The organism is Stenotrophomonas chelatiphaga (assembly GCF_032054965.1).
Classification (GTDB): Bacteria; Pseudomonadota; Gammaproteobacteria; order Xanthomonadales; family Xanthomonadaceae; genus Stenotrophomonas; species Stenotrophomonas chelatiphaga.
In genome coordinates this window covers 1-21,745 of record NZ_DAMBRS010000003.1, presented here as the reverse complement: position 1 = coordinate 21,745, position 21,745 = coordinate 1, and the positions used below count along the sequence as shown (strand labels likewise).

At 66.6% G+C, this 21,745-nt stretch carries 24 protein-coding genes; 12 read left to right on the top strand and 12 right to left on the bottom strand.

The features are described 5' to 3' along the window. Positions 1–894: a LysR family transcriptional regulator gene (locus RTX79_RS06350; RefSeq protein WP_312682810.1), complete on the bottom strand. Its 894-nt coding sequence runs from the start codon at positions 892–894 to the stop codon at positions 1–3. A 94-nt stretch (positions 895–988) separates the two neighbouring features. Between RTX79_RS06350 and RTX79_RS06345 the strand changes: the two genes are divergently transcribed. Next, positions 989–2,059, top strand: a complete 1,071-nt coding sequence (locus RTX79_RS06345) for a tartrate dehydrogenase (protein WP_312682808.1) — start codon at positions 989–991, stop codon at positions 2,057–2,059. A 10-nt stretch (positions 2,060–2,069) separates the two neighbouring features. On the opposite strand, the gene RTX79_RS06340 is transcribed toward RTX79_RS06345, so the two are convergent. Both RTX79_RS06340 and RTX79_RS06335 read right to left on the bottom strand, forming a co-directional pair. After that, complete coding sequence (locus RTX79_RS06340; RefSeq protein WP_312682807.1) at positions 2,070–2,357, bottom strand: hypothetical protein; 288 nt, start codon at positions 2,355–2,357, stop codon at positions 2,070–2,072. A 228-nt stretch (positions 2,358–2,585) separates the two neighbouring features. Next, positions 2,586–3,071 (bottom strand): hypothetical protein, encoded by a 486-nt coding sequence (locus RTX79_RS06335; RefSeq protein ID WP_312682805.1) that lies wholly within the window; start codon positions 3,069–3,071, stop codon positions 2,586–2,588. A 380-nt stretch (positions 3,072–3,451) separates the two neighbouring features. Here RTX79_RS06335 and RTX79_RS06330 point away from each other — a divergent pair, with 380 nt between their 5' ends. The 5 genes from RTX79_RS06330 to RTX79_RS06310 all read left to right on the top strand — a co-directional run bounded on the left by RTX79_RS06330 (position 3,452) and on the right by RTX79_RS06310 (position 7,192). After that, positions 3,452–3,715 carry a hypothetical protein gene (locus RTX79_RS06330; protein ID WP_312682804.1) on the top strand — a complete coding sequence of 88 codons (264 nt, stop codon included), beginning with the start codon at positions 3,452–3,454 and terminating at the stop codon, positions 3,713–3,715. Further along, positions 3,712–3,990: a DNA-binding protein gene (locus RTX79_RS06325; protein WP_312682802.1), complete on the top strand. Its 279-nt coding sequence runs from the start codon at positions 3,712–3,714 to the stop codon at positions 3,988–3,990. Before RTX79_RS06330 ends, RTX79_RS06325 begins: the two co-directional genes overlap by 4 nt. A gap of 157 nt (positions 3,991–4,147) precedes the next feature. After that, positions 4,148–4,663: a hypothetical protein gene (locus RTX79_RS06320; protein ID WP_312682801.1), complete on the top strand. Its 516-nt coding sequence runs from the start codon at positions 4,148–4,150 to the stop codon at positions 4,661–4,663. A 58-nt stretch (positions 4,664–4,721) separates the two neighbouring features. Next, on the top strand, positions 4,722–5,309 hold the full coding sequence (locus tag RTX79_RS06315) for a hypothetical protein (RefSeq protein ID WP_312682799.1): 588 nt from the start codon (positions 4,722–4,724) through the stop codon (positions 5,307–5,309). A gap of 86 nt (positions 5,310–5,395) precedes the next feature. Beyond that, entirely contained in the window at positions 5,396–7,192 is a 1,797-nt protein-coding gene (locus RTX79_RS06310; protein ID WP_312682797.1) for a peptidoglycan-binding protein, read from the top strand. A gap of 127 nt (positions 7,193–7,319) precedes the next feature. Here the strand turns inward: RTX79_RS06310 and ubiK are convergent, their stop codons facing one another. Continuing rightward, positions 7,320–7,574 (bottom strand): ubiquinone biosynthesis accessory factor UbiK, encoded by a 255-nt coding sequence (gene ubiK / locus RTX79_RS06305; RefSeq protein WP_057508499.1) that lies wholly within the window; start codon positions 7,572–7,574, stop codon positions 7,320–7,322. A gap of 137 nt (positions 7,575–7,711) precedes the next feature. Between ubiK and RTX79_RS06300 the strand changes: the two genes are divergently transcribed. Further along, on the top strand, positions 7,712–8,050 hold the full coding sequence (locus RTX79_RS06300; protein ID WP_312682795.1) for a P-II family nitrogen regulator: 339 nt from the start codon (positions 7,712–7,714) through the stop codon (positions 8,048–8,050). Between the two features lie 102 nt (positions 8,051–8,152). Here the strand turns inward: RTX79_RS06300 and RTX79_RS06295 are convergent, their stop codons facing one another. Next, positions 8,153–8,818, bottom strand: a complete 666-nt coding sequence (locus RTX79_RS06295) for an RIO1 family regulatory kinase/ATPase (RefSeq protein WP_312682794.1) — start codon at positions 8,816–8,818, stop codon at positions 8,153–8,155. Positions 8,819–9,263: 445 nt separating this feature from the next. Here RTX79_RS06295 and RTX79_RS06290 point away from each other — a divergent pair, with 445 nt between their 5' ends. Then, positions 9,264–10,169, top strand: a complete 906-nt coding sequence (locus RTX79_RS06290; protein ID WP_312682792.1) for an aspartyl/asparaginyl beta-hydroxylase domain-containing protein — start codon at positions 9,264–9,266, stop codon at positions 10,167–10,169. A 107-nt stretch (positions 10,170–10,276) separates the two neighbouring features. Here the strand turns inward: RTX79_RS06290 and speE are convergent, their stop codons facing one another. Then, positions 10,277–11,128 carry a polyamine aminopropyltransferase gene (gene speE / locus RTX79_RS06285; RefSeq protein WP_312682789.1) on the bottom strand — a complete coding sequence of 284 codons (852 nt, stop codon included), beginning with the start codon at positions 11,126–11,128 and terminating at the stop codon, positions 10,277–10,279. A gap of 176 nt (positions 11,129–11,304) precedes the next feature. Between speE and speA the strand changes: the two genes are divergently transcribed. After that, on the top strand, positions 11,305–13,194 hold the full coding sequence (gene speA / locus RTX79_RS06280; protein WP_312682787.1) for an arginine decarboxylase: 1,890 nt from the start codon (positions 11,305–11,307) through the stop codon (positions 13,192–13,194). Between the two features lie 80 nt (positions 13,195–13,274). Here speA and RTX79_RS06275 read toward each other — a convergent pair whose 3' ends face one another. The 3 genes from RTX79_RS06275 to RTX79_RS06265 are packed head-to-tail and all read right to left on the bottom strand — an operon-like array spanning position 13,275 to position 15,536. Beyond that, entirely contained in the window at positions 13,275–14,597 is a 1,323-nt protein-coding gene (locus RTX79_RS06275) for a sensor histidine kinase (RefSeq protein WP_312682785.1), read from the bottom strand. A gap of 10 nt (positions 14,598–14,607) precedes the next feature. Beyond that, positions 14,608–15,270 (bottom strand): response regulator transcription factor, encoded by a 663-nt coding sequence (locus tag RTX79_RS06270; protein ID WP_057508487.1) that lies wholly within the window; start codon positions 15,268–15,270, stop codon positions 14,608–14,610. Then, positions 15,270–15,536, bottom strand: coding sequence for a PepSY domain-containing protein (locus RTX79_RS06265; RefSeq protein ID WP_428695973.1), 267 nt, complete (start codon positions 15,534–15,536; stop codon positions 15,270–15,272). Before RTX79_RS06265 ends, RTX79_RS06270 begins: the two co-directional genes overlap by 1 nt. Positions 15,537–15,687: 151 nt before the next feature. Between RTX79_RS06265 and RTX79_RS06260 the strand changes: the two genes are divergently transcribed. Continuing rightward, positions 15,688–16,137 carry a PepSY domain-containing protein gene (locus RTX79_RS06260; RefSeq protein WP_123700191.1) on the top strand — a complete coding sequence of 150 codons (450 nt, stop codon included), beginning with the start codon at positions 15,688–15,690 and terminating at the stop codon, positions 16,135–16,137. Positions 16,138–16,244: 107 nt separating this feature from the next. Here RTX79_RS06260 and RTX79_RS06255 read toward each other — a convergent pair whose 3' ends face one another. From RTX79_RS06255 to RTX79_RS06245, 3 genes are all read right to left on the bottom strand, one after another. Then, a complete protein-coding gene (locus tag RTX79_RS06255; RefSeq protein ID WP_312682779.1) occupies positions 16,245–16,760 on the bottom strand; it encodes a hypothetical protein in 516 nt (171 codons plus the stop codon). 204 nt (positions 16,761–16,964) lie between these two features. Then, positions 16,965–18,179, bottom strand: coding sequence for an NAD(P)/FAD-dependent oxidoreductase (locus tag RTX79_RS06250; protein WP_312682777.1), 1,215 nt, complete (start codon positions 18,177–18,179; stop codon positions 16,965–16,967). A 4-nt stretch (positions 18,180–18,183) separates the two neighbouring features. After that, positions 18,184–18,678: a lipocalin family protein gene (locus tag RTX79_RS06245; RefSeq protein WP_057508484.1), complete on the bottom strand. Its 495-nt coding sequence runs from the start codon at positions 18,676–18,678 to the stop codon at positions 18,184–18,186. A gap of 164 nt (positions 18,679–18,842) precedes the next feature. On the opposite strand from RTX79_RS06245, the gene RTX79_RS06240 reads away from it, so the two are divergent. Further along, positions 18,843–19,091: a hypothetical protein gene (locus RTX79_RS06240; protein WP_042613258.1), complete on the top strand. Its 249-nt coding sequence runs from the start codon at positions 18,843–18,845 to the stop codon at positions 19,089–19,091. A gap of 120 nt (positions 19,092–19,211) precedes the next feature. Next, positions 19,212–21,581, top strand: a complete 2,370-nt coding sequence (locus RTX79_RS06235; protein WP_312683020.1) for a DUF3772 domain-containing protein — start codon at positions 19,212–19,214, stop codon at positions 21,579–21,581. Positions 21,582–21,745 lie beyond the last annotated feature (164 nt).

Here is a 21,745-nt window from a genome sequence, read left to right as displayed (position 1 = left end):
CTACCCGGCCAGCGCGTCCTGCAGGAAGCGCACGCAGGCGCGCACTTTGGCCGAGGCGCGCAGCCGTTCGGGATATACCGCCCAGATGTTCGCTTCCTGCCGATAGTCCGGCAGGACGCGCACCAGCTTGCCTTCGCGCAGCATCGCATCCACCTGCCACGTCGAGCGCAGCACGATGCCCAGTCCTTCCACCGCCCACTGCACGGCTATCTCGCCGTGATTGGTCGACATCGGTCCGGTGACCTTCACCGTCTCGCGCCCGGCACTTCCCTCCAGCCGCCACACGCCGAACGGATGATCGCGCTCGCGGATCACCACGCAGTCGTGGGTAACCAGGTCGGCCAGCGTGCGTGGCGTGCCACGTCGCTGCAGGTATTCCGGTGATGCACACAGCACGCGCTGGTTCGACGCCAGCCGCGTTGCGACGAACTGGGGCGCGATCTCATCGCCGATCCGCACGTCCAGGTCGAAGCCTTCGTCGGCAATGTCGATCAGGTGGTCGAACAGCTCCAGCCGGACCGCCAATGCCGGATGCGCCGACGCCATGCGCGCCAGCGCTGGCGCAACCACCTGCCGTCCGAAGCCGAAGCTGCTGCTGACCCGCAATACGCCGCGCGGCAGGGCAGGGCTGGCGGCCACCGACTCGACCAGGCTGTCCATGTCATCCAGCACCCGCTGCGCCCAGCCGAACACGCGCTCGCCTTCTTCGGTGATGCTCACCTTGCGCGTCGTGCGGTGCAGCAACCGCGTGCCCAGCACGGCTTCCAGCAGCCCGATGCGCTTGGTCACGTACGCGGGAGAGACACCCAGTTCCAACGCGGCGGCACGGAAGCTGGCGCGGCGGGCGACGATGACGAACACGCACAGGTCATCGATAGGCGGCCTGTTGTTCACGAAATGGGCACGATCAAACCACGGTTGTGCCAATAGTAATGCGATCCGTGAATGCCTAGCATCGGGGGCACTCCCTTCCTGATGCGAGCGCCCCATGACCCAGACCTTCAAGATTGCCGTCATTCCCGGCGATGGCATCGGCCGGGAGGTCATGCCCGAGGGCCTGCGTGTGCTGGAAGCCGCCGCACGCCGCTTCCAGCTGGACCTGCAGTTCACCCACATCGACTGGGCCAGCTGCGATTACTACCAGCAGCACGGGCAGATGATGCCCGACGACTGGAAAGTGCAGCTGCAGGACATGGATGCGATCTTCTTCGGCGCAGTCGGCTGGCCGGACACGGTGCCGGACCACGTCTCGTTGTGGGGTTCGCTGCTGAAATTCCGTCGCGAGTTCGACCAGTACATCAACCTGCGGCCGGTGCGTCTTTTTGAAGGTGTGCCGTGCCCGCTGGCAGGGCGCAAGCCGGGCGAGATCGATTTCCTGGTGGTGCGCGAAAACACCGAAGGCGAGTACACCAACCTGGGCGGCATCATGTATGCCGGCACCGAGCGCGAGATCGTCATCCAGGAAACGGTGATGAGCCGTCACGGGGCCGACCGCGTGTTGAAGTACGCCTATGAACTGGCACAGTCGCGTGCGCGCCGCCACCTGACCGTGGCCACCAAGAGCAATGGCATCGCCATCAGCATGCCGTGGTGGGATGGCCGCGCGGATGCGGTCGGCGCAGCCTATCCAGAGGTCACCGTCGACAAGCAGCACATCGACATCCTCACCGCGCGTTTCGTGCTGCAGCCGCAGCGCTTCGACGTGGTGGTGGCGAGCAACCTCTTCGGCGACATCCTGTCCGACCTGGGCCCGGCGTGCACCGGCACGATCGGCCTGGCGCCGTCGGCCAACCTCAATCCGGAGCGCGATTTTCCGTCGCTGTTCGAGCCCGTGCATGGCTCGGCACCGGACATCTTCGGGCAGGGCATCGCCAACCCGATCGCCATGATCTGGTCTGGTGCGCTGATGCTGAAGTTCCTCGGTTCCGAGGAGGCTCACGACGCCATCATGGCGGCGATTGAAGGCGTGCTGGCGCAGGGGCCGTTGACGCCGGATCTGGGCGGCAAGGCGACGACGGCGCAGCTGGGGGAGGCGGTGGCGAGGGCGGTGGCGGCCTAGCGAAGCACGGCTAGATCATCAAGAGAATGAGGAACAGCAACGGCGCGCTCACCAGCATGGCGCGAGCGAGATGCAGCCTGGCCCGGAGGCCGAATACGTACTGCCGCTTGGGCATGTGGCGGTCCAGAAGCAGCGTTGCGGCAAGCAGGGATCTTGAAAAGTACCCGGCTGCAGGTGCATTCGTGTACTTCCGGTATGACGGGTCAACGCGATCGACCTCCGCAGCGACCCGATCGATTACGACGATGTACACGCCCAAGTACACAACCACCGCGAAGAATGCCAGATTCAGATCCATGCGAGTCTCCCACTCACTTGCGTAGCCAGACACATTTGCCAGAGCCGCACGCCATACATGGCAGCGGTAAAAAGTACGGCCTTCAGGTAGTACATGAAGACGAACGTGCGGACTGATTTGAGCTTCATGTGTCTTTTCAGTCCGGTATCGGCGCCAGATCGCCACACGCGCTGACCGCACCAGCACCGCATGACCCGAAGTGCTCCGTGTGGGGACGGCAGTCGCAGCCTAGCGCGAAGCACGGCCCATCTGGATCCCCGACAGGCAGGCCGTCCTGCCCGGTCCGAACGAGTAGGTCACGCGGGACTGGCCGATCACCGTTGCAAGGGAGTAGCTGCCGGCGGGCTGGTCCATCAGGGGAACCCCGGCTGCCTGCAGGGTGGAATAGCGCGCGTGCAACGCAGAAAGCGGCACGCAGGCGCCGGTCAGGTTGAGCGTGAAATAGGTGGTCCGGTCGTGACCCATCGCCGTGACGGTGCCATTGACGCCGCTGAGCGCTTTGCCGATCCGTATCCGTCCCATTGATGGATCTGACGCGGCTTTCAGGGTATCGGAGAAATCGGCGTTGTCCTGTGGCAGCGCGACGGCGAGCGCTTCGGTGAACGTCCACAGGGCGCGCTGATCGTCCGCCGACGCGACAGGGGGCGATGCCCGCGCAATGCCGGGAAGGGCAATCAGGGCAAAGGCGATTCCTGCAATGGCGATTCCGTGCATCGTGGTCTGCTCTTCCTGAGTCGTGGGCGGTGCGGCGTCGTGTTGTGCCTGCGGTGGTGTCGCTGCGGGCGCGGCTCGCACGGGAAACTACAACTTTCCTGATGTACGTCCAACGCCCTGCCTGCGCACGATAACCCCGACTGGTGCCGAAGAGTGCCAGCCGGGATTGCAGTCCCGTTTTGCGAAATACGGATTAGGCTCTGTTTTGCCCACGTGGGCACGGCGGAGACTGCATGGCCCTGCCGATTTCATGGCAGGCGATGTGTGGGGATTTCTCCACTGAATCCGCCGGTTTTTTCCGTAGTTTCCCGGTGACTGCAACCCGCATCGCCTGCCACCTCGCAATCCCGCAGGTGGCATCACCCGATGGGAGGCCACCGATGTTGCAGAAGACCCTGGACCATTACCTGAGCCGGCCGGCGCTCAGCGTGCCGCCGCTGGACGAATCCGCCCGGCAGAACCTCGCCTCGGCCCAACGCAGCCTGCAGGGGCTGGCGGCCGTGCTGGACGTGCTGGAAGCGGATCACCTCGTTTACAGGGCGGGCCCGAGCGAACCTCCCCTCGCGCCGCAACTGGTGGATGGCCTGTTGATGGCCGGGCGCCAGCTGATCGCTTCCGCCCAGGCCGCGCTGGATCGCCCATGAGCGGCCACGAAGAGGCGTCCGCCGCCACGCCGCAGGCCATTGCCGACCGCTTGCAGGCCTGCCTGCAGGACAGCGACGGCGATCCAAAGGTCTTCATCGACGCGCTGGCGGCCGTTGCCGAGAACCATGGCCTGGTGACCCTGGCAGCCGAGTGCGGCGGCGTGTCCGCCACGACGCTGCGCCGCCAGCTGTGCGGGCATTACCCGACGTCCTTATCGACCGTGATGCGGGTGCTGCGCGTGCTGGGCATCCCCCTGCAGGTGCAGGCGAGGTAGGCGGCGTCAGCGACGTCATGCGCCGCGTTCAGCGTGCGTGAAAGTGTGACGGAAAGCACGCCTTCACGACTGTCTAAATCGCTTAACAGGTCCCCCGGTATGCTCCATGCACCCGCGCGCCGCCGTAGGCGCGCGAACGACCGATCAGGAGGATCCGTTGTCTCAATCACGCTCTCTCGCGCTGCTGGCGCTCTCGCTGGGCCTGGCCCTTACCGCGTGCGAACCCGCCCAGCCGACAACGCCGGCAGGAACAGAGCCGGCTACCCCGGCACCGGCCACTACCGCAGCAACCACCGCTCCCGCAGCGCCCGCTGATGCTGCTACGCAGTGCCCCCATGCCGACTTCAACACCTTCCTGGCGCATTTCGGCAACGACATCGCCCTGCAGGAGAAGTCGGTCGCCGACCCGCTGGTCACCGAATCCATCGATGCCAACGCCCAGCCCGAACCGGCCAAGGTAACCCGGCAGGTCCCGCTGGCGGAGGTGGAGTGGCCGGTGATTCCGGACCCGGCGACGCTGTCGCGTCTGGGCCGCGAACTGCAGATCACCCCGCAGGCCGACGGCAGCGTGCAGGTACGCCTGCGCACGCCGAACACCAGCGACCAGCAGATCTACACCTTCGCGCAGAAGCCGTGCTGGCAGCTGCAGAGCGTGGACGATCAATCGATCTGATCCCACTGGCGACAGGGCCTGCTGACAGGCCCTGTTGCCGCTTCACGGAGCACGACGCATGACGTCAAAGTTTGTCGCCCCTGCCTTGATGTTGCTGTTGGCCGCCTGCAGCGATCCGGCGGCGGAACCGTCCACCCCGGCCGCACCGGCGGCGGCGGCCACCCCGGCTGCAGGCGCCACCGCGGCCCCCCCGGCGACACCGGCAGCGGCTTCCACGACCCCCTCCACCCAGCAGGACGACACAGGAATGCACATCGAATGCCAGGGAACCCGCCTGACCGTGGCGGGGCTGCCTGACCAGGGCAATGACGCCCCGCCGCAGACGCGGCTGGATATCGAAAAGGACGGCCAGCGCCGCACCTTGGACAAGCCGGCCGAGATGACCGACTACACCGCCGTGGGCCTGGCCTGCGTGCAGGACAAGGAGAACACGCCGTATTTCGTCGTGCAGTACGGCGAGCTGCCGTTTGGTTGCCAGTTCTGCGAATGGTTCTACCTGTATGACGCCGACGGCAAGCAGCTGACCCACAGCAATCCGCCGCTGCACGGACAGGCGCCGTCGCAGGAACCCAACAACGACGAGTACGAGCAGTGGCTGGCCAAGCTCGGCGTGACCCACCCGGAGGTGACCTACTTCAAACCCTGAAAGCGATAGGAAGCACGCTGCACTGTTTCACCTGGAGCAACACCCCTTAAGGAAATTCCCTTTTTCATAGAATGGATCGCACCGCTATGCCTGACATCTACCAGAACATGATCCAGCCCCGCGGGGCCGGATACCGCAGTGACCAGATAAAACCCTATAGCCATTACCGCGAGCCTATCGATCAGACCGATGGCCGCTTGCATGGTGAATCGCGCCGTTGGGGCGATGCGACGCCGGAAGTACAGTCACGCGTGATCGACACGCTGATTGAATCTTCCCGCGAAGCCGGGCTTTCCCCGCGCGAAACCGCGCATGTACTGGCCATCGCCCGCGTTGAATCCGGCTTCAATCCGGATGCCGCCGCCGGCACCACGTCCGCCTCCGGACTGGGCCAGTTCATCGATGGCACCGGCAACGCTTACCAGTTGAACAACGGCAACCGCTTCGATGTGGAAGCGCAGTCCGATGCGCTGGTGCGGCACTTCATCGACAACCGCCAGCTGGCCCAGCGTCGCGGCCAGGGCGAGGAGTACATCTACAAGTACCACCACGATGGCCCGACCCGCGATTACGGCGGCCTGGGGCTGTCGGAAAGCAAGGTGATGCCGCGCCTCGCCGAGTACGAGCAGTTCGTCAACGAGCGCCTGGCGCAGTCGCAGTCGCAGGGCCAGACGCAGGCGCAGGCGCAGGCTCAAAGCCAGGCGTCGCCGACGCAGACGCTCGGGGCGGCAGCAGCGGTGGCCGGTGGCGCGGGAGCAGGCGTTGCGGCCGTGCAGGCGGCTGCCGCGCAGCAGCAGTCGGGTTCGTTCCAGCACACCATGCAGGTGATGTTGCCGCCGCAGAACGGGGTCAAGCCGCACATCACCGGGCATTATGGTGAAGAGCGCGGTGCCAAGGACCACGGTGGTACCGACTTCAACTATGTCGGCGGCCAGACCGGGATCAACCGGCAACATCCGACCATCAATGCGCCGATTTCGGGCAAGGTCACCTTCGCCGGTGGCAGCTACGGGACGGTCAAGATCCTCGATGCGCAGGGCAATTCGCACGAGATCCTGCACATGAAGGACGTGCAGGTGAAGGAGGGGCAGCAGATCCAAGCCGGCCAGCCGATCGGCACCATGGGCGGACGCGGCCCGAACGGGGCCGACCAGTACGCCCAGCACGTGCATTACCAGCTGCGCGATCCGGCCGGGAAGCTGCAGAGTCCCGAAGCGTTCTGGGACCAGCGCCGGGTGCAGGAGGGTGCGACGGCGCCGGTGCAGGGCCGTGTAGATGACGCGTCGTCGGTGCTGCGCCACGGTGCACGCAACGAGGATGTGGCCAAGCTGCAGCAGGAACTGAATCGCCAGGGTGTGCGCGATGCCAATGGCAATCGCCTGGCCGAAGACGGCCGCTTCGGTGACCACACCCGCGAGGCGGTGACCGCCTACCAGCAGGCCAATGGGCTGAAGGCCGACGGCATCGCCGGCCCACAGACGCTGGGCCGGTTGGGCGAAGGCCGGCAGGCTGAGCACGGGCATTCGCATGAGGCCCCGGTACGTGGACCGCAACTGGGCGAAGCCGGGCATGCGGATACCCCGTTGCATGCGGCGATCCGCGGGCAGCTGCCTTCCGTGGTATCCAACGACATGGCTGCGCACATCACCCACATGGCCAAGCAGGCGGGCATCGACAGCCCGGACAAGCTGCAGGGCGTCGCGGTGCAGGATGGCAAGGCGTTCGTGATGGGCACCACGCCGGGCTTCCGCGCGATGGTGGACATGAGCCAGCCGGCGCCTGCCGCCGAGCAGACCAGTGCCACGCTGCTGGGCGAGCGCTTGAGCGCCCAGGTGCAGCAGGGCCAGGAAGAACAGCAGCGCGCCGCGGTGGCGATGCGCTGAGGTTCTGGTGGTCATCCGGCAGGTGGCGGCCGCTGGTCGTCACCTGCCGGGACGTAAAGCGTGACGACCAACGGTCGTCACCCACCGGTCGTCAACCGCCGGGGCAGGGCTGACCCACCGCGTTCTGTCATTCCGCCGGCGGCTGTGGCTTTTCCATCGCGGCGACGACCTGTTCGAGTGCATCAAGCTTCTCGCGCGTGCGCAGGAGCACGGCGCGCTGTACGTCGAATTCCTCGCGGGTGACCAGGTCCAGTTTGGACAGGCCGGCCTGCAGGGCACTCTTGAAGGTGGACTGCAGCTCTTCGCGCGATTGGCGCAGGCCCGGCGGCACCAGGTCGCTGAGGCGGCGGGCGAGGTCATCCAGCTGGTTGAGGTCGATCATGGGGGCTCCTGGGACGGCCGCGTGGCCGCCACGGCAAGCCGGCGCCACGTGCATTACGAATGAGGGATGCCAAGGATACTCTCGCCACTGCAGGCGCACAGGCGCTATCCTCGCGGCCGAGTACAGGAGGATCCACGATGAAGATGGTCATGGCGGTGATCAAGCCGTTCAAGCTCGATGACGTGCGCGAAGCGCTGGCCGAGCGCGGGGTCACCGGGATCACGGTGACCGAGGTGAAAGGCTTCGGGCGGCAGAAAGGCCACACCGAGCTGTACCGTGGCGCCGAATACGTGGTGGACTTCCTGCCCAAGGTGAAGCTGGAAGTCGCAGTGACCGACGATCAGGTTGAGAGCGTGGTCGAATCGATCGTCAACGCGGCCGGCACCGGCAAGATCGGCGACGGCAAGGTCTTCGTGTACGAACTGGGCAGCGTGGTGCGCATCCGCACCGGCGAACTGGATGCAGATGCCCTCTAAAGCCAGGTGAGCGGTAGCGCCGGGGCGTGTTCGGCGAGTGCAGCGGCAAAGGCGTGACGACCAACGGTCGTCACCCACCAAGGCAAGGGCCAGCGGCCGTCTCTACCCGGCCCGCTTTGCCCACGCGTAGAAGTGCTTCCAGCCCTGGCGGATGGCGGCCACCCAGCCGGGGTCGGCCACGCGCGCGGCCAGCGCGGCACTCGGCCGCTGGCCGGTCAGGCGCTGGCGCATCTTCACCAGGTTCTTCAGGTCGCTGCGGCTCAGCTGGCGGGTGATCGGATTGCGCCGCAGCCAGCGCGGCGTGCGCCAGGCCGAGGTGAAGTCCAGCAGCACCGGCACGCCCCCACTGACCACCACGTTGGTGCCGTGCAGGTCGTTGTGGGTGATGCCGGCGGCATGCAGCCGGTCCAGTGCCTGCTGCAGCTGTTCGAACACTTCCGTGCCCACCGCCTGCGCGGTGCTCAGGGTCTGCCCGGGAATGAACTCCATGCCCAGCGCGAGGCCGCCGATGGTGCCCAGCAACGCGGGGGCATGCTTCCAGCCGCTCAGGCGCTGCAGCATGTGGGCTTCGTGATGTACCAGCACGCGCGCCAGCAGCGACAGGGGGGTGCCGCGATAGCGGGTGTAGTCCTTCACCACGGCCGGCTGTCCATCCATGCAGGTGCGGTAGACGTCCGGCTCCAGGAAACGTTCGCCGCGCTTGAGCAGCAGCGGCATCGCGGCATCGTCGCCGCAGATCGGAGAGGGGGAAATAGAAGGGGTGTCCATGACGTTCTCTGACAGCCCGGTGGGTGGCGCAGAGCGTCAAGCGAACCGGTGGAAGGGGCATTAGCGAGTGCGCTAATTTTAGTACCCGCCAGTTTTCTATTAAATAATTGTGACGGCTTCGGCAGTGCAACAGTGCGTCATGCCATTTCGGACAATACCGTCTCACTTATTCGTTATGCGTTATTTATCAACGAGTTGAGGCGTGGATGGCTGTCGCTTCCAGCCAAACCCGAGATGAATGTGAATGTGGCAGCCGTATATGGCACGCTGCCAATACCCTGCGGTGCTTGACCGGCGCCGCCCAGCTGCCGACCATTGCGCGTTCCCCGCGCGCCTGGCCGGACCGCCCCTGTCGGCACGTCCCCGTCCCGTGCGTGACCGGCGCGGCTGTGTGCCCGCCCGTTCCCTGCCCACCTGCGTCCGGCCCCCGCCGGAGGAATCGTCAATGATCAAGATCGTGCTGGCCGTGCTGTTCATCGCCTGCGTGCTGTACATCCATTACCGCGGCAAGGTCCGCGCGCGCTGGTCGCGCCAGTTGTTGGACCATTCCAGCTTCATGGCCCCGATCAACGTGGTCATGTACCTGTTTTCCAAGGTGCCAACCACGCCGTTCCTGGATCCGGGCAAGGAGTTCCCGCAGCTGGAGCCGCTGCGGCAGAACTGGACCGTGATCCGCGACGAGGCGCTGGCGTTGCGCGATGCGCAGAAGATCGCCGCGTCGAGCAGCTTCAACGACGCCGGCTTCAATTCGTTCTTCCGCCGGGGCTGGAAGCGCTTCTACCTGCGCTGGTACGGCCCGTCGCATCCGTCGGCCAGGCAGTTCTGCCCGCAGACGGTGGCATTGATCGAATCGATCCCGGACGTACGCGCGGCGATGTTCGCCCAGCTTCCGCCGGGCAGCGAGCTGCGCCCGCACCGCGATCCGTTCGCCGGTTCGCTGCGCCTGCACCTGGGACTGAGCACGCCCAACGATGACCGCTGCTACATCGAAGTGGACGGGGTGAAGAAGAGCTGGCGCGATGGCGAATGGATGATGTTCGACGAGACCTACATCCACCACGCGCACAACGAGACCGAACAGGACCGGGTGATCCTGTTCTGCGATATCGCCCGCCCGCTGCGTTTCGGCCTGCCTGGCCTGTTCAACCGGGCGGTAGCGTCCACGCTGCTGGCCGGTGGGGCCTCGCCGAACCTGCCGGGTGACCCGACCGGTGGGGTGAACAAGGCATTTGGCGGCGTGTACAAGGTACGGCTGAAGGCCAAGGCGCTGCGTGCGCGAAGTGCGTTCGCCTACCACGCGATCAAGTGGGGCCTGGTGGTGGCGGTGATCGCGGGTATCTGGGCGCTGTAAGCGCACGGCCGCCGGGCATGGCCTGGCGCTTCCGGAAAACAAAAAACCCGCGCGGTCGCCAGCGCGGGTTTTTTGTTGGTGGATGCCGACCGTTGGTCGGCAGGCCCTTACTTCAGCGCAGCCTGCACGAACGGCGGCGTCACCAGCACGCCGGTGTGCAGCGCGGCGGTGTAGTACAGCGTATCGAAGCTCTTTGCCGCCGCGTCGGACTGGCGGAAATCGAACCCGCTCTCGCCCTTGCGCGCCAGGGTCACGCTCCACCAGCCGGTGGGGTAGCACGGCTGCGGGAACGGCAGGGTCTTGAACGAACCGAAGCCGGCCTTGCCCATCTCGGTGCGCATTTCGTTGATCAGTTCCAGCTGCATCAGCGGCGATTCGGACTGCTGCACCAGGATGCCGTCGTCCTTCAGGGCCTTGAAGCAGCTCTCGTAGAACGCCTTGTTGAACAGGCCTTCGCCGGGGCCGACCGGGTCGGTCGAATCGACGATCACCACGTCCACGCTGCCGGCCGGGCAGTTGGCCATGTAGGCCACGCCGTCGTCGAACATCAGTTCGGCACGCGGGTCATCGTTGGAATCGCACAGTTCCGGGAAGTGCTTGCGCGCCATCACCGTGACCTGCTCGTCGATATCGCACTGGGTCACGCTCTCCACGTTCTTGTGCTTGAGCACCTCGCGCAGGGTGCCGCAGTCACCGCCGCCGATGATCACCACGCGCTTGGGGGCGGCATGGGTGAACAGCACCGGGTGGCTGATCATCTCGTGGTAGAAGAAGTTGTCCTTGCTGGTCAGCATGATGGCCCCATCGATGGTCATCAGGTTGCCCCAGTCGGTGGTCTGGAAGATTTCGATCTTCTGGAACGGCGACTGCACTTCGTCCAGCTTGCCGGTGATGCGGTAGCCGATGGCCGAGCCAGTGCGCTCGAAGTGTTCGATATACCAGTTGCTGTTGTCAGTCATGGAGGAGCAATCCTTTTCGGAGGATGGGACGCCGGGCTGGCGGAAGCGGGGCCGCGTGGCGGTACGCCCGTTCAGGTCCAGGGCAGCGACCACGGGCGCGGGCGCGCATGATAACGAACCCTTCGTCGATCAGGGGTTATCATGCACCCCCTTTTTTACCAACCAGGCCGACTTCCATGACCGATTGGTCCCTCGACCAAGCCCGCAAGACCTACTCGATCCCGCATTGGGCGGACGGTTACTTCGACGTGGATCAGGCCGGGCACATGGTGGTGAGGCCGACCGGGGCCGATGGCCCGGTGGTTTCGCTGCCCGATGTGGTCGATGCGGCGCGCGCCAACGGGGCCAAGCTGCCCCTGCTGGTGCGCTTCCCGGACATCCTGGGCCAGCGCCTGGGCAAGCTGCAGGCCGCCTTCGCGCAGGCCCAGGCCGACTGGGAGTACCCGGGCGGCTACACCGCCGTGTACCCGATCAAGGTCAACCAGCACCGTGGCGTGGCCGGCACCCTGGCCAGCCACCACGGCGAAGGCTTCGGCCTGGAAGCGGGCAGCAAGCCGGAACTGATGGCCGTGCTGGCGCTTTCGCGCCCGGGCGGGCTGATCGTCTGCAACGGCTACAAGGACCGTGAGTACATCCGGCTGGCGCTGATCGGCCGCAAACTGGGCCTGCAGACCTACATCGTCATCGAGAAGCCGTCCGAGCTGAAGCTGGTGCTGGAAGAATCCAAGGCGCTGGACGTGAAGCCGGGCCTGGGCGTGCGCATGCGGCTGGCCTCGCTGGGTGCGGGCAAGTGGCAGAACAGCGGCGGCGACAAGGCCAAGTTCGGCCTGTCCCCGCGCCAGCTGCTGGACCTGTGGAAGTCGCTGCGTGACACCGAGTACGCAGACTGCCTGAGCCTGCTGCACTTCCACATGGGCTCGCAGATTTCCAACGTGCGCGACATCGCCAACGGCATGCGCGAAGCCACCCGCTACTACGTGGAGATGTCGCAGCTTGGCGCGAAGATCACCCACGTCGACGTGGGCGGTGGCCTGGGCGTGGACTACGAAGGCACCCGTTCGCGCAGCTTCTGCTCGATCAATTACGGGCTGAACTCCTATGCCAGCAGCATCGTGCAGCCGCTGGCCGATGCCTGCAAGGAACATGGCCTGAAGCCGCCGCGCATCGTCACCGAGTGTGGCCGCGCGATGACCGCCCACCATGCGGTGCTGATCGCCAACGTGTCCGAAGTGGAACAGGCGATGGAAGGCCGCGTGCCGGACCAGCATGACGACGAGCCGGCATCGATCCGCCACCTGCGCGAGATCCATTCCGAACTGGGCCAGCGCCCGGCGATCGAGCTGTTCCAGGAAGCGCAGCATTTCCATGCCGAAGGCCTGTCCAGCTATGCGCTGGGCCAGATCGACCTGCCGCAGCGGGCGCGCATCGATGACCTGTTCTACGCCATCGCCCATGCAGTGCGTGCACGCCTGAGCTTCGACGAGAAGAGCCATCGGCCGGTGCTGGATGAGCTCAACGAGCGGCTGGTGGACAAGTACTTCGTCAACTTCAGCGTGTTCGAATCGATCCCGGACGTGTGGGCGATCGACCAGGTGTTCCCGATCGTGCCGATCGAGCGCCTGGACGAGCAGCCGGACCGTCGCGGCATCATCGCCGACATGACCTGCGACTCGGACGGCATGGTGGAAACCTATGTCGGCAACGAGAGCCTGGACAGTTCGCTGCCGCTGCACGCGCTGCGTTCCGGTGAAAGCTACCGGATCGGGTTCTTCATGGTCGGTGCGTACCAGGAGATCCTGGGCGACATCCACAACCTGTTCGGCGATACCGATGCGGTGGAAGTGCGTGCCGGCGCGGGGGGCTATGCGATCACCCAGCAGCGCCGCGGTGACACCACCGATGTGATGCTGGACTACGTGGGCTACAGCCTGGCCGAACTGCGCGCGACCTATGCCGAGCGCGTGGCCGCGGCAGGTCTTACGGTTGACCGTGCGCAGGAACTGTCCGACGCACTGGAAGCTGGTCTGACCGGTTACACGTACCTGTCCGACGAACCGCTGATGTAAGCGGGGACCCGGTAGTGACGGCCGCTGGCCGTCATTGGACGGTCACTGATTGACGGCCAGCGGCCGTCACTACCGGCGGTTCACCCCGCCGGCAGCCACAGTGTGGCGCGCAGCCCGGGCTGCGCGTTTTCCAGCTTCAGCTCGCCGCCGTGGCTGGCGGCGATGTCGCCGACGATCGCCAGGCCGAGCCCGCTGCTGCCTTCGCGCTGGTCCAGCCGCACGCCCCGTTGCAGCACGGTCTGCAGCTGGGATTCCTGCAGCCCCGGACCATCGTCGCGCACCTCGATGCGAAGCCGTTGCGCGTCCATCCAGGCGCCCACCTGCACCTGCTGCGTGGCCCACTTGCCGGCGTTGTCCAGCAGGTTGCCCAGCATTTCTTCCAGATCGGCGGCATCGCCGGCAAAGCGCAATGCCGGGTCGATGGCATCGCTGCTGAAGTGCACGCCGCGCCCTTGATGTACGCGACCCATCAGGCGGCACATCGACTGCACCACCGGTGCCACGTCCGCGCGCTGCCGGTGATCGACCGCCAGCCCTGCCGCAAGGTAGCGCTCGATGCTGGCCTGCATGTGCGCGCCCTGTGCGCGCACGGTCTGCTGCCAGTCGCCCCCCGGATGTTCCGCTTCAGCTGCCAGCACGCTCAGCGGTGTCTTCAGCGCGTGGGCCAGGTCCTGTGCGCTGGTGCGCGCGCGCGCCACCATGCGCTGGTGGTGGTCGAGCAGAGCGTTGAGTTCTTCAGCCAGCGGCGCGATCTCCGCGCTCAGGCCGCGTGCATCCACCCGCTGGACTTCGCCGCGGCGCACGCCCTCCACCTGCTGGCCCAACCGCCGCAACGGACGCAGGCCGAAGTGGATCTGGCTGGCCAGCACCGCCAGCCAGACCGCGACCAGCACCGCCAGGGCCAACGCGCTGCGCTGACGGAACTGCGCCACCTGGGCCTGCAGGTCACTGCGGTCAAGCGCCACCAGAACCTGCAGCGGCGCCTGCGCGCGGGGCAGGCGCACCTCGCGCGCCAGCACCCGCAGCGGCTGCTGCAGCGGCCCGATGATGTCAGCGGCGATGCCGGCGCTGCTGGCCGCCGGTGCGGCCAGGCTTTCATCCCACAACGAGCGCGACTGCAGCAGCGGGGTGCCGTCGGCCGCGCCGACCTGCCAGTAAGCACCGGAGAACACCCGCTGGAAGCGGGCTTCGTTGGGTTCCTGGCGCAGCACCACGCGCCCATCCGGGTTTACTTCGGCCTGCGCCAGCACGGTCAGCAGGTCCTGTTCCAGCGCCGCATCCAGGCTGTCACGCGCGGCGCGTTCGAACAGGTGTCCCAGCAGCGCGGTGGCCAGCGCCGTGACCAGCAGCAGGCCCAGCCCGCCCGCCAGCAGCAGCCGGTTGCGCAGCGAGGCGCGCTTCATCGCGATGTCCTCATGCCGGCGCCGTCAGCCGCCAGCCCTGGCCGCGCACGGTCTGGATCAGGTCGATGTCCAGCTTGCGCCGCACCCGTCCGAGCAGCACGTCCAATGCATTGGAGTCCGGATCGAAGCCGCTGTCGAACACGTGCTCGCCCAGCCGCTCGCGGCCGATCACCGTATCCACGTGGTGGATGAAGTAGCCGAGCAGGCGGAACTCCTGCGGGCTCAGCGCCAGTTCGCTGCCGTGCAGGCTGAAACGGCCTGCGTTGACATCCAGCTGCAGCGGTCCGCACTGCAGGCGCGGACTGGCATGGCCGGTGCTGCGGCGTATCAGCGCACGCAGGCGCAGCACCAGTTCGTCGGGCTGGAAGGGCTTGGTCAGGTAGTCGTCCGCGCCTGCATCGAAACCGGCCAGTTTGTCGTGCCAGCGTCCGCGTGCGGTCAGCACCAGCACCGGGAAGGTGCGGCCATTGGCGCGCCATCGTTCGATGATGCTCAGCCCGTCCAGGCCCGGCAGGCCGAGATCGACGATGGCGGCCTGCAGGTCTTCCACCTGGCCATGTTCTTCGGCCGCGCGGCCATCGGCGAATGCATCCACCACGAAACCCGCCTGCTCCAGCAGGGGCTGCAGGCGCTGCGCCAGGTCGTGGTCATCTTCGGCCAGCAGGATCCGCATCAGTCGTCCAGTTCGGTCTTCAGCAGCTTGCCGTTGCGCGCATCATAGTCCAGCTCCACCACCACGCCGTCGGCGCGCAGGATCTCGACTTCGTACACGGCATCGTCCAGTTCCACTTCCAGCAGCTTGCCGGGATGGCGGCGCATGGCATCGCGCACCACCGCTTCCAGCGGCACGTAGCGGCCCTGTTCCACCGCACGTCGTGCGGTCTGCTGGGCATGGTCGTCGCCCGCCGCCACCGGCAGGGCGGGCAGCAGCGCGAGCACGATCACGGCCAGGGTCTTCAACGGATACATGCGCCTATCAATAGCGCAGCGGACTAACCGTTGGCTAACAGCCCGGGCTAAGTGGCTGTTAGGTGCGCTGGGCAGACTGTGTTGGCCGGGCCCGCTGGGGTCCACCATTCCGGAGAACACCATGAACAAGCTGTCCCTGATCGCTGGCGCCACCGTTGCCGCCCTGCTGGGTACCACCGTGGCCGTCACCGCCCATGCCGCACCGCTGGGCCTGGCCCAGGTGGAACAGAAGCTGCGCGACGCCGGTTACAGCCGCATCCATGAGATCGAGAAGGACGACGGGCTGTGGGAAGCCGACGTGACCCGCGACGATGGCCGCTTCCGCGAGGTCTATGTCGACCCGAAGACCGGCGAGATCTTCGACGAGTTCGATGGCCGCACCCAGCTGACCATCGACCAGCTGCTGGCCAAGGCCAAGGAGCAGGGCCTGAAGGACATCCATTCGGTGGAACGTGACGGTGCGACGTGGCAGCTGGAAGCACGCAACGCGCGTAACCAGAAGGTTGACGTGCGCCTGAGCGGGCACGATGGCCGCATCCTGGACAGCGAGCGCGACGGCTGGCTGGATTGATCCACGCGCCATCAAACCCGGACCGGTAGCGCCGGGCCATGCTCGGCGAGCGCAGCGGCGCATCCGGAGGCGGACAGGCCGGTCGTTGCGCCGCCGGGCGCGGCTGCTTACCAGCCGAACGGCGGCGGGCGGCCCCAGTAGCCGGGGCCAGGGCCGTAGCCCCCACCGAATCCGCCGCCATACGGACCGTCCCAGGGGCCAAAGAAGCCCGGCCCCTTGCCTTCGCTGACGTGGATGTTGACGTTGACCCCGCGGGTCTTGCCTTCATCGGTGGTGTAGTTCTTGCTCAGGTTCAGCGTGGCCGCGTTGTAGTGGCTGTTGCCGTAGCCTTCGGAATAGCCGATACCGGTGCTGACGCTGCCGGAGACGCGCAGCTTGTCATCGGTGACCTCGGCGATGCCGTTATCGCTGCCGGCGCGTGCGCGCGGACCGCTCTTGTCGCCGTAGTAAGTGCCCGGGGCATCCTGCTGGAAGCTGGGATCATTGAGGTAGCGCAGCGGTTCGCTGGGCACGGTCAGGTTCAGGCCGGTGGACGACTGCGGGCCGGTGGCGCCTGCAGCACTCTGCGCCAACGCGACCGAGGGGGCGCAGGCCAGGCACAGCAGGATCAGGGGGCGGATCATGGCACGACGCTCCAGCAGCGGACGGGGCAGGGCACGCGGGCCCTCATGGCGACGCTAGCAGCTGCTGCTTGAATGATGCCTGTCGTGACGCGTCGACGGTAGTGACGGCCACTGGCCGTACGCTCTTGCTGGCACCGCTGCGCTCGCCGCGCATGGTTCGTCGCTACCGGCATCGCCCGACTTCGCCGGGGCGTGCGTTGGCGATCAGCGCTCCAGCCGCTCGAAACCGAACAGCGCCTGCAGAGGGTGGCGTCGGCGTTCGATGGTGGCGCGCAGCAGGCCGGCGCCGATCATCGAATAGGTGATGCCGTTGCCCCCGTAGGCCATCGCGAACTGCACCCGAGGTCCCCACTGCGCATGCGCGCCGAAGAACGGCAGGCCATCGGCGGTTTCGGCGAAAGTTCCGGCCCAGGCAAACGCAGGGATCGGGTCCAGCGCCGGGAACCAGTGCCTCAGTCCCTTCATGAGCTTCTTCGATTTGCCATCGACGCGGCGGTCGCGGCGTGCCGGGACATCCACCGCATCGTCCAGCCCACCCAGCAGCAGCCGGCCATCGCCGGTGCTGCGCAGGTACAGGTAGGGGCGCGCGCTTTCCCAGACCATCGTCGTGGCCAGTGCGCCAAGTTCGTCGGAATGCAGCGGATCGGTGATCAGCGCATAGCTGCTGCGGTTGCGCGCCACGCGCTTGTCCAGCCACTGCTGGTTGGCGTAGCCCTGGGCCAGCACCACGTGCTTGGCGCGGATCTGGATGCCGTCTTCGGTGCGTGCGGTGACCCCGCGCGCGGTGGGTTCAAGCGCATGCAGCACGGTGCGATCGTGCACGTGGCCGCCGCGCCGCTTGACCCGCTCCAACAGCCGGTAAGTGAGGCAGTAGGGATCCACGCGCGCGGCCTGGCGGGTCAGCAGCGCAGCGTCGCCGTCCATCCCCATGCGTTCGCGCAGGGCACCGCGGTCCAGCCAGCGTGCGTCCAGCCCATGCTTGCGGCGTGCCGCGCCTTCTTCGCGCAGTACCGGCACATGGCGCGGCTTGCTGGCCAGGTACACGCTGTCCATCTGCTTGAAATCCACCCCGCGCAGGCCGGCGGTGACCTCGCGCAGCTGTGGCAGCGCCTGCGCACAGGCGTGGTAGGCCAGCGCCGCATCGTCTTCGCCATACTGGCGGGCCAGGTCGATCAGGTGGGTGTCGATCTCATACTGCAGCAGCGCGGTGCTTGCCGCCGTGCTGCCCCAGCCGATGTCGCGCTGTTCGATCAACGCCACTTCGTGGCCGTGTGCGGACAGCTCATCGGCGATCAGGGCGCCGGTGATGCCGCCGCCGACGACCAGCACATCGCAGTGCAGGTCGGCTTCAAGCGGAGGGAAAGCCTGGATCAGTCCATTGCGGATGGACCAGTACGGATACCCGCTCTTCAGGTCCATGGACTCAGGCCGTCGGCTTGCCGGTGTGGGGGGTATCGATCAGTTTGGACAGATCGAAGCCCTGCTGGCGCGCGGTCGCCAGATAATGATCGCGAACGGTCTTGTCCAGGTGCGGCGTACGTGACAACAGCCAGAGATAATCGCGGTCCGGGCTGCCGACCAGCGACACGCTGTAATCGGGGGCGATCTGGATCACCCAGTAGTCGCCCTTGGTGAACGGCAACCAGCGCAGGCCCTTGGGCAGGAAGCTGACCGCGAGTCGCGCGCTGTCGTTGTCCACGACGCTGGCCTCGCCGATGGCTTCTTCGATCTCGCCTTCCATCCGGCAGCGGTTGTGCACGCGGATGTTGCCGTTGTCCTGCAGGCTGTAGTTCGCCGATACATCGGTGCAGGCTTCGGGTTCGTGGCGCATCGGCAGGCGGGCGATCTCGTACCAGGTGCCAAGGTAGCGCGGCAGCTTGAGGTCGGGGACGGTCTTGAGGTCGTTGGGGGTGGTCATGGGGCTCTCGTCCCGGAGGCGGTAGGCCACCTTGCCGCGCCCGCCGCCATGGCAAGGTGAAGCCGCCTTGCCATGGCGTAAGCGCAACACTGCGTAGCGGCCCGTGGGTTTATCGGGCCGCTATGCGGGTCCATGCTGATGAACAGTGCCAAGGAGTGATGCCGATGTACCAGGTGATCCTGTTGAAATCCGAATCCAGCTTCGCGCGTGCCCGATGGGAGCAGGTCGAGGAGGTGGTCGACCACGAGGGCGTGGCCTACACGCTGCGTGCCGGCCCCCGCCAGCCGCTGCCCACCGACCACGCCTGGGACCCGATCGTGGTGTATGCCCCGGAAGAGATCCCCGAGGAAGAGTTCCAGGAGTGGTACGCCGCCCAGCAGCCGCAGGTGGAGGAGCTGCGCCTGAAGTACTGATCCGATTCCCACGCGACACGTCGTATAGTCCGCGCAGGCGCGGTGGTCCGCGCATGCCGGTAACGCGTTTTGTCTCTTTCCAGCCTGATCTCCAAGCGCGGTGCCGTCGTCGGCCTGCTGATGTTCCTGCTCCTGGTCGCGGCCCCGGCGCTGGCGCAGGCCCCGCCCGAGCTGACCCCTGAGGCCCAGGTAACCCGGGCCGAGGCCACGCTGAAGTCCGCGCGGGCCTCGCTTGAGGACGCCGAAACGCCCGATACGCTGGCCACCCTCAGCGAGCGCGCGAAGGCGGCCAAGGACGATGCGGACGCCGCCGCCAAGGCGCTGCAGCCCCAGCTGGACCAGCTCAACGAACAGCTGGCACCGCTGGGTGAGGTAGCCGAGGGCAGCACCGAGGCCCGCGAGATCGCCGTGCAGCGGGCCAGCCTGACCCGGCAACGCAACAAGCTGGACGGCACGATCAAACGTGCCGAGCTGGCAGTGGTCAACGCCAACCAGCTGGCCGCCGACATCGAAAAACTGCGCGCCAGCCAGTTCAGCGAAGAGCTCGGCCGCAAGGTGGCTTCGCCGCTGTCGCCGGCCTTGTGGAGCCAGGTCGCCGCGACCGCGCCGGCCGATACCACGCGGGTGCTGGCGCTGTACCGGCTGGGCACCAACGCGGTACGCGATGCGTTGAAGCGCGAGGGCTGGGCCCTGCCGCTGCTGGGTCTTGGGGTGGCGCTGCTGCTGTTCTTCCCCGTGCGGCTGTGGCTGCGCGCGCTGGGACGGCGTTATGCGGCCGCCGAAAACGCGCCGCAGGGCCGCCTGCGCCGGACCGGCCTTGCGGTCTGGCTGCTGCTGGTGGGCACGGCGATGCCGGGACTGGCGGCCTGGGCGTTGATCGCGTCCTTGGATGCGGTAGGCGCCATTCCGCCGCGCCTGCAGACGCTCTCCAACTACTTCGTGGGCGCCACCTGCTTTTCTGCGTTCATCGTCGCGCTGAGCGCCTGCCTGCTGGCGCCCAAGCGCCCGTCGTGGCGCCTGCTGGACCTGGATGACACCGCAGCGCGCAACCTGCGCAAGTACGCGTGGAGCGCCGCTGCGGTGAGCTGGATCAGCATCATGCTGGCGGCGGTGGATCGCGCGGCACGCACCAGCGAGATCAACACCATCGCGCTGGACGGGGTGATCGCCCTGGTCTACCTGTGCCTGATCATGGCGATGCTGGTGACCTTGTCCCGCCTGCACCGGCGGCAGACCGCCGAAGCGGCCGAGCGCGCTGAAGCGCAGGCCGCCGATTCGCGCGCGCGTGGGCCGGCCCAGCGCAGTGGCTGGATCGTGTTGACCCGCGTGGCGGGCAACGTGGTGGTGGCCGCGGCGATCATCGCCTCGCTGTTCGGTTACCTCAATTTCGCCAAGTTCGTGACCTCGCAGCTGGTCTGGGGCGGCATCGTCGCGCTGACCACCAGCCTGCTGCTCAAGTTCGCCGACGACCTGTGCACCTGGATGCTGCATCCGGACAGCCGCATCGGCCGCACCGTGGTACTGACCACCGGCCTGAGCGCGGCGCAGGTGGAACAGGCCGGCGTGCTGCTGTCGGCCTTCAGCCGCATCGCGCTGGTGCTGATGGCACTGCTCATCTTCACCGCTCCGTTCGGCAATGTCGGGTCGGTGTTGAGCAGCATGCAGGCGCTGTCGGATGGGTTCGAGATCGGGAGTATCAAACTGCAGCCGGGCAAGGTTCTGCTGGCCATCGCGGTCCTGCTGGCCGGGCTTGCATTGATGCAGGCCCTGCAGCGTTGGCTGGTGGATACCTACCTGCCGAAGACCGAGCTGGATTCTGGCGCACAGAACTCGATCAGCACCGTGGCACGTTACCTGGGGATCATCCTTGCCGTGTTGTGGTCGCTGACCGCCCTGGGGATCGGCTTCGGCCAGCTGGCGCTGGTGGTCAGCGCGCTGTCGGTGGGCATTGGTTTCGGCCTGCAGGCGATCACCCAGAACTTCGTCTCCGGCCTGATCCTGCTGGCCGAGCGGCCGGTGAAGATCGGTGACTGGGTGAAGATCGGCGACCAGGAAGGCGACATCCGCCGCATCAACGTGCGCTCCACGGAGATCACCGTCGGGGACAAGTCGACGTTGATCGTGCCGAACTCGGAGCTGATCACCAAGACCGTGCGCAACATGACCATGGGCAGTGCACAGGGCCGGATCCAGATCCAGTTCACGCTGCCGTTGAACGCGGACGTTGCGGCGGTGAAGCAGGTGCTGCTGGATGCCTACACGGCGCATTCCAGCGTGCTTTCCGACCCGGCGCCATCGGTGTTCATCGATTCGATCGCCGGCGGCCAGGTGGCGATCAACAGCTTCGCCTACGTCTCCAGCCCGCGGCAGGTCTACGGCGCGCGCAGCGACCTGTTCTTCAGCCTGCTGCAGGAACTGGCATCCAGGGGCATCGCGCTGTCGGCACCGACGGACATCCACCTGGTGCGGGATCCTGACGGGGCAGTTTGAGCCTGCGGCTCTTGCTGGAGCGGAAGCAACGGCAAGAGCAACGGCAACGGCAACAGCCTGCAGGGCTGTGTGTGGGTGGGGCGGGGTGGGTTGGCGGGGGACGGCAGAAACTGCGTCCATGCGGGCCTCGTTTCGCGCCATCCATGGCGCTCAACGCCCCCGCC